The sequence below is a fragment of the Variovorax sp. P4_D9 genome (assembly GCF_056401695.1).
In genome coordinates this window covers 1-6,930 of the sequence record NZ_JBFUIU010000485.1, presented here as the reverse complement: position 1 = coordinate 6,930, position 6,930 = coordinate 1, and the positions used below count along the sequence as shown (strand labels likewise).

At 68.3% G+C, this 6,930-nt stretch carries 7 protein-coding genes; 4 read left to right on the top strand and 3 right to left on the bottom strand.

Annotated features, from left to right (window positions below; all coding sequences use genetic code 11):
• The 3 genes from AC1DY5_RS36135 to AC1DY5_RS36125 all read right to left on the bottom strand — a co-directional run.
• The coding region (locus tag AC1DY5_RS36135) for a branched-chain amino acid ABC transporter permease (RefSeq protein WP_478119297.1) at window positions 1-430 on the bottom strand (430 nt) is incomplete at its 3' end.
• A gap of 13 nt (window positions 431-443) precedes the next feature.
• Window positions 444-1,157 (bottom strand): ABC transporter ATP-binding protein, encoded by a 714-nt coding sequence (locus AC1DY5_RS36130; protein WP_478119296.1) that lies wholly within the window; start codon window positions 1,155-1,157, stop codon window positions 444-446.
• On the bottom strand, window positions 1,157-1,939 hold the full coding sequence (locus tag AC1DY5_RS36125) for an ABC transporter ATP-binding protein (RefSeq protein WP_478119295.1): 783 nt from the start codon (window positions 1,937-1,939) through the stop codon (window positions 1,157-1,159). Before AC1DY5_RS36125 ends, AC1DY5_RS36130 begins: the two co-directional genes overlap by 1 nt.
• A gap of 134 nt (window positions 1,940-2,073) precedes the next feature.
• On the opposite strand from AC1DY5_RS36125, the gene AC1DY5_RS36120 reads away from it, so the two are divergent.
• The 4 genes from AC1DY5_RS36120 to AC1DY5_RS36105 form a co-directional block, all read left to right on the top strand.
• Window positions 2,074-3,774, top strand: a complete 1,701-nt coding sequence (locus AC1DY5_RS36120; RefSeq protein ID WP_478119294.1) for an FAD-dependent oxidoreductase — start codon at window positions 2,074-2,076, stop codon at window positions 3,772-3,774.
• A 28-nt stretch (window positions 3,775-3,802) separates the two neighbouring features.
• Window positions 3,803-4,534, top strand: coding sequence for an SDR family NAD(P)-dependent oxidoreductase (locus AC1DY5_RS36115; RefSeq protein ID WP_478119293.1), 732 nt, complete (start codon window positions 3,803-3,805; stop codon window positions 4,532-4,534).
• A gap of 13 nt (window positions 4,535-4,547) precedes the next feature.
• On the top strand, window positions 4,548-6,527 hold the full coding sequence (locus AC1DY5_RS36110) for an oxidoreductase (RefSeq protein WP_478119292.1): 1,980 nt from the start codon (window positions 4,548-4,550) through the stop codon (window positions 6,525-6,527).
• Between the two features lie 2 nt (window positions 6,528-6,529).
• Window positions 6,530-6,930, top strand: a 401-nt coding sequence (locus AC1DY5_RS36105) for a nuclear transport factor 2 family protein (protein WP_478119291.1), incomplete at its 3' end; no start/stop codon positions are given.

The window sequence follows — 6,930 nt, the reverse complement described above, 5'->3', positions numbered from 1 at the left end:
CGGCGATGGTGCCCATCTCGTGGCCGGAGACCAGCGTGGTGCCGAACAGCTTGGACGGAAAGGGGCTCGGGAAGGGCTGCAGCTGGTGGCCGAACACCCAGCCGGCCATCGAGTTGATGCCGATGAAGAGGCCGATGAAGACTACGATCACCGAGAGCTCGGGCACGTCTCCCAGCGGCCGCAGGATCAGGCGTTCGATCAGGAAGCCGGCGACGAAGCCGAAGACCAGCGTCGCCAGCGCGGCCGCCCAGTAAGGCAATCCCCACTGCAGCAGCAGGAAGGCGATGAAGGTGGAGAACATCGCCATCTCGCCCTGGGCGAAATTGATGTGGTGGGTGGACTGGTAGATCATCACCAGCGCCAGGCCGAGGCAGGCGTAGATGCCGCCCATGGCGATGCCGGAGGCGATCTGTTGCAGCAGGTTGTACATGGAGGGTCCGGGTTCAGAAGCCGAGGTAGGAACGGCGGATCTGCTCGTCGTCGCGCAGCGCCTGGGCAGTGCCGGACATCACGGTGCTGCCGGTCTCCAGCAGCCAGGCGTGGTCGGCCAAGTCCAGTGCGCGGGCCACGTTCTGCTCCACCAGCAGGATGCTCACGCCCTCCTGCTGGTTGATGACGCGCATGATGTCGAATATCTCGCGGATGATGAGCGGCGCCAGGCCGAAGGACGGCTCGTCCAGCAGCAGCAGCTTGGGCCGCTGCATCAGCGCGCGGCTGATCGCCAGCATCTGCTGCTCGCCGCCGGACAGCGTGCCGGCCTGCTGCAGCCGCCGCTCGCGCAGGCGCGGGAAGTAGCCAAACATGCGTTCCATGCTGGCTTCCACCTCCGCCTTGCTGCGGCGCAGGTAGGCGCCCACGCGCAGGTTCTCCTCCACGCTCATGTTCACCAGCGTGCCGCGGCCGTCGGGCACGTGGGCAATGCCGAGTGCGGCGATCTTCTCGGTGGCCAGGCCGTCGATGCGGTGGCCGGCGAAGCGGATTTCGCCGCGGGTGCGCACCAGGCCGCTGATCGCGCGCAGGGTGGTGGTCTTGCCGGCGCCGTTCGCGCCCAGGATCGTGGTGATGCCGCCTTCGACCACCTCGAAGCTGATGCCCTTGAGCACACGGGTCGGGCCGTAGAAGGCCTCAAGGTCTTTGGCTTCCAGCAGCGCGGCCATCACGCAGTCTCCGTTCCGAGGTAAGCCCGCACCACCTCCGGGTCGGCCTGCACCTGCGCCGGCGGGCCGTCGGCGATCTTGCGGCCGAAGTTCATGGCCACCACCTGGTCGGACACGCGCATCACCAGGTTCAGGTGGTGCTCCACCAGCAGCACGGTGACGTGAAAGCGGTCGCGCACGTCGGTGATCAGCTGGCGCAGGCCGTCCACTTCCTCGTGGTTCAGGCCGGCGGCCGGTTCGTCCAGCAGCAGGAGCTTGGGGTCGGCCACCAAAGCGCGCGCCATCTCGACGCGCTTGCGGGTGCCGAAGGAGAGGTGCTTGACCGGCGTCTCTGCGACCTCGTCCAGGCCCAGCAGGGCCAGCAGGCGTTCGGTGCGCTCCTTGACTTCGCCCTCTTCGCGCCGCACGGACGGCAGGCGGAAGGCGTTGGCCAGGTAGCCGGTGCCGGTGCGGCAGTGGCGGCCGACCATCACGTTTTCGCGCACCGTCATGGCGGGGAACAGCGCCACGTTCTGGAAGGTACGGCCTATGCCGGCGGCGGCGATGGCGTGCTGCGGCTTGCCCAGCAGGTCCTCGCCGTCGAAAGTGATGGTGCCGCCGGCCGGGTTGTAGAGGCGGCTCAGGCAGTTGAAAAGCGTCGTCTTGCCAGCGCCGTTCGGCCCGATCACGCCGCAGATATCGCCGCGGCGGACGTCGAACGAAATGCCGTCGAGCGCGACGATACCGCCGAAGCGCACCGAAAGGTCACTTACGCGCAGCAGGGCATCTGAAGTGGAAGGCATGGGCCACAGTATTCGGCCCACGGGCGGCGGCGTCTGTCCCCTGCGGGTGGTACAGGGCCTTGTCCCTTGCGATGGGGACAGACGCCCGCCGACCCCCTGCCTACATTCGATGCCATCACCCCGAAAGGCATCCCATGATCGAAACCGACGTCGTCGTCATCGGCAGCGGCGCCGCCGGCCTCACGGCCGCCATTACCGCTCGCCAGTTGGGACTGGAGGCGCTCGTCGTCGAGAAGACCTCCTTCTTCGGTGGCACCACCGCCTACTCCGGAGGCGCACCGTGGATCCCGTGCAACCACGTCATGAAGGAGATTGGCCTGGACGACAGCCGTGCCGCCGCCGAGACCTACCTGCGCGCGGTGCTGGGCGAGGCCTACAACGACGAACTTGTCACCAGCTACCTGGACAACGCCCCGGCCATGCTGAAGTTCATGGAGCAGTACTCCGAGGTGCGCTTCAAGCCATTTCCCCTGCCCGACTACGAGTCCAACCTGCCTGGCGCGGCAAAGTCGCGCTCGCTGTTGACGAAGGAGTTCGACGGCCGCCTGCTGGGCGAGCGCCTGGCCGATCTGCGCATGCCGCTGCCGCAGCTGATGCTGTTCGGCAGCATGCAGGTGGAGGGCGCGGACATCCACCCGATGCGCCACGCACTCAAGACCTGGGCCGGCTTCAAGCACACCGCCCGGGTGATCCGGCGCTTCGTGCTGGACAAGGTCCGCCACGGCCGCGGCACCCGTATCGTCAACGGCAACGCGTTGGCGGCTCGCTTGTTCCACTCGGCGATCCAGGCCGGTGTGACACTGTGGAAGAACACTCCGGCGCTCGAGCTGATCGTCGACGCCAAGGGCGCCGTGCGTGGCGTGTTCGTCGAACGCGACGGCCAGCGAATCGAAGTGAAGGCGCGCCTGGGCGTGCTGCTGGCCACCGGCGGCTACGGCGCCAGTGAGACCTTGCGCGCGAAGTACATCCCGTTCGCCGAACACCACCACTCATTGCAGCCGGAAGGCAACGTCGGCGACGGCATCGCCCTCGGGCTGCAGGCCGGCGCAGTGCATGACCCCAAGCATGCCGGCGACTGCATCTGGACGCCGGTGTCGGTACTGAGCAAGCCCGATGGCAGCGTCGTCAAGTACCCGCACATCTTCATCGACCGCGCCATGCCCGGCTGCATCGCCGTTGGCCCGAACGGCAGGCGCTTCATCAATGAAGGGACCTCATACCAGACCTTCGTCGGCACGATGCACGACCTCGCGATCACCAAGGCACATCTCGTTGCCGACCGCGCCTTCCTGCGCAACTACGGCCTTGGGCTGGCGCGGCCGGCCCCCTTCAGCCCCGTCGCCTTGATCCAGAACGGCTACCTGATCGAAGCGCCCACGCTCAGCGAGCTGGCGCGCCGCATCGGGGTCGACCCGACCCAGCTGGAAGCGACGGTACAGACGTTCAACCAGGGCGCCCGGCGCGGCGAGGACCCCGAGTTCGGCAAGGGCGCGGACGCGCACTCCAGGTTTCGCGGCGACCAGACCCACCAGCCGAATCCCAGCGTGGCGCCCATCGGCGACGGTCCCTACTACGCGGTGGCGATCTACCCGGGCGACCTCAGCACCGTCGGCGGCCTCGAGACCAACGGCCGCGCCCAGGTGCTGGACGCCGCCGGCCAGCCGATTTCCGGCCTCTACGCCGCCGGCCTGGACATGAACTCGATGATGCGCGGCCGCTACCCGGGCGGCGGCAGCAGCATCGGCCCCGCCATGACCTTCGGCTACGTCGCCGCGCGCCACATGGCCAAGAGCAGCGCCAAATTGAACCAGCGCGCGCTGGCCGAGAGCGCGTGACCCGAATTCCAAAGCAAGGATCCATTCCATGAAGAACCTGTTCGACCTGCGCGGAGAGCGCATCCTCGTCACCGGCGCCGGCGGCTCCATCGGCGGCGCTACGGCCCGTGTCTGCGCGGCGCTGGGCGCCGAGCTGTTCATCGCCGACCTGAAGGCACCAATCGAGTTGGGCAGCGAGCTCAAGGCCAAGGCCGCCGCGCTGGACAACACCAAACGGGACGACGTCAACGCGCTGGTCAAGGACATCGGCCACATCGACGCACTGATCGACACCAGCGGCTACTACGTCAAGGGCGACTGGATCGACGGCGGCGACGACTGGGAAGAACTGTTCGCCCGCCACATGGCGATCAACGTCAAGGGTCCGATGAACCTGGTGCGGGCCGTGCTGCCGCAGATGCAGAAGCGCGGCAGCGGCCGCATCGTGTTGACCGGTTCCATGTCGGCGCGCAACGCGGGTTCCACGCTGGCCGTCGAACCGGCCTACGCCGCCTCCAAGGGTGCGCTGCACACGCTGGTGCGCTACTTCGCGCGCCAGGTGGCGGCGCAAGGCATCGTGGTCAACGGCGTGTCGCCCGGCCCGATCCTCACGCCGCTGCTGGTCTCGGCCAAGCAGCCCTTCGACCTGGAGAGCTACCCGATGAAGCGTTTCGGCCAGCCCGAGGAAATCGGCTGGCCAGCCGCCTTCCTCGCTTCGCGCGGCGCCAGCTTCACGACCGGCGCGGTGCTGGACGTGAATGGCGGCATGTGCTTCTCCTGACCGGGGCCTGCAAATGAGCGAGCTCGATGTCCTCTGGGACCCGGTGCGCATCGGCCAGGTCCATGCGCGCAACCGCATCTACCTGCCGGCGCACCAGGTGTCGCTGCCGCCAGCGGAATACGGCGCCTACCTCGCGGAACGCGCCCGCGGCGGCGTCGGCCTGATCGTCACCCACGGCTTCCACGTGCATCCGGCCAGCGCCCGCGCCGGCGTTTCGCCCTGGGAGCCGGCGTGGGCCGATGCGGTCCACAAATTCGTCACGCCCGCCAGGGACCAGGGCGTGCCGGTGTTCGTGCAGATCACGCACATGGGCGCCAGCGGCACCCGCCGCACCGACGACATCGCACAGTGGGGTTCGGTGCTGGCGCCTTCGCAGATTCCCTCGCCGGTGCACCGCGCCATGCCCAAGCCAATGGAAGAGGAAGATATCGCCGAAGTGATCGAAGGCTTCGCCCTCACCTGCGCCAACGTCAAGGCCGGCGGCGGGGACGGCGTGGAACTGCATGGCTCGCACGGCTACCTGCTGTCGAACTTCCTCTCGCCCTACTGGAACCGCCGCACCGACGGCTGGGGCGGCGATACCGAGCGCCGCGCCCGGCTCGCGCTTGACATCGGCAAGGCCGTGCGCAAACGTTGCGGCAGCGACTTCGTGATGGGCATCAAGCTGAGCCTGGACGAATACCTGGGTGACCTGGGCACCACGCCCGACGAAACCTTGCGCGTGCTGGCCTTTCTAGAGCAGGCAAAGCTGTTCGACTACGTCTGCCTCTCGCACACCGACTACCACCAGAACCACAAGCTGGTGCCGCCGCAATCCAGCGGCGAGACTGCGCCGCTGGCGGCCAATGCGCAGCGCGTGCGCGAAGCCTTGAACGGCCGCATCCCGCTTCTGATCCAGGGCTCGGTGCGGAACCTGGACACCGCTGCCGACATCGTGCGGCGGGGCCAGTCGGACCTGGTTGGCCTGGTGCGCGCGCACATCGCCGACCCCGAGATCGTGAACAAGGCGCGCGAGGGCCGCGCCGGGGAAACGCGCCGCTGCGTCGGTGCCAACCAGGGCTGCTGGCGACGTCTCGGACAGAACGTCAGCTGCACGGTCAATCCGGCCGCCGGGCGCGAGCTGCAATTTGGCATTGCGCTGCAGAAGTTCGCACCCGTGGCGAAAAAGGTGCTGGTGATCGGCGGCGGTCCCGCCGGCCTGAAGGCCGCCGACACGGCGGCTGCGCGCGGCTACCAGGTCACGCTATGGGAACGCGGCGCCCGCCTCGGCGGCCAGGTGCGCCAGGCCGGGCAGCTGCCTGACTTCGGCGCGTGGAATTTCCTGGTCGACGACCTCGAAGGCTCGCTGCGCCGGCGCGGCGTGCACCTGATGGTGAACACGGAGGCGACGGYCGATGCGGTAGCCGCTTTTGGCGCCGACGAAGTCATCGCCGCGACCGGCGCCCGGTGGCAGRCCACCGGCTTCTCGATGTTCCGTACCGATCGCGACGCGATCCCCGGCGCGGAACTCCCGCACGTGATGGATCCGCTGACCGCATTGAACAACCTCCACGCCTGCGGCAAGCACGTGCTGATCGTCGACGACAACGGCGACTACCTGCCGCTGGGGCTTGCGCGCCTGCTGGCGCAGGCCGGCCGCCAAGTCACCGTGATCACCGCCGACGCCATGCTGGGACGCAAGCTGGAGCCGACCGGCGACTGGCCCTGGCTGATGCCGCGGGTGGCGGCCGCCGGCGTTGCGCTGCGGCATTCGACCAGCGTCGAGCGCATCGTCGCGGGCGAAGCCACGTTGCGCAGCACCTTGGGCGGGCCGGTCGAACAGGTGGCCGCCGATTCCGTCGTGCTGTCCATGCTGCGCACCAGTGACGACTCGCTCTACCACCAGCTGAAGGCGCGCGGCCTGCCCGTGCGCCGCATCGGCGACTGCGTGGCGCCGCGCGAAGTGGACGACGCAGTGCTGGAGGGCTTCCGCGAGGGCCAGGCGATCTCCTGACCATGCAGCGCGCCGACCAGATCCAGCCCCGCGACGCCGACGAGGCGGTGGTGCTTGCGTACTTCACGCTGCTGATGAAGCGCGACCTCGAGGGCTTCGAGGCGCTCTGGCACGACGACGCGGTGCAGGACATCCCCTTCCTGCCCGAGGGCTTCGGCAAGTTCGTGACTTCCGCCTTCACCGGCAAGGCGGAGATCATGGCGCACTACCGCGCCGCCTTCGTCAACCGGCGCGACCACGTGTTCTGGATCGACGCGGCCTACCGCACCGACAAGCCCGGCTCCCTGATCGTCGAGGCGCACGCCCGCAGCCTGGTCGGCGAAACCGGCAAGGTCTACGAGAACAGCTACGTGTGCATCTTCCAGGTCCGCGAAGGCAAGCTGGCGCGGCTGAAGGAGTACGT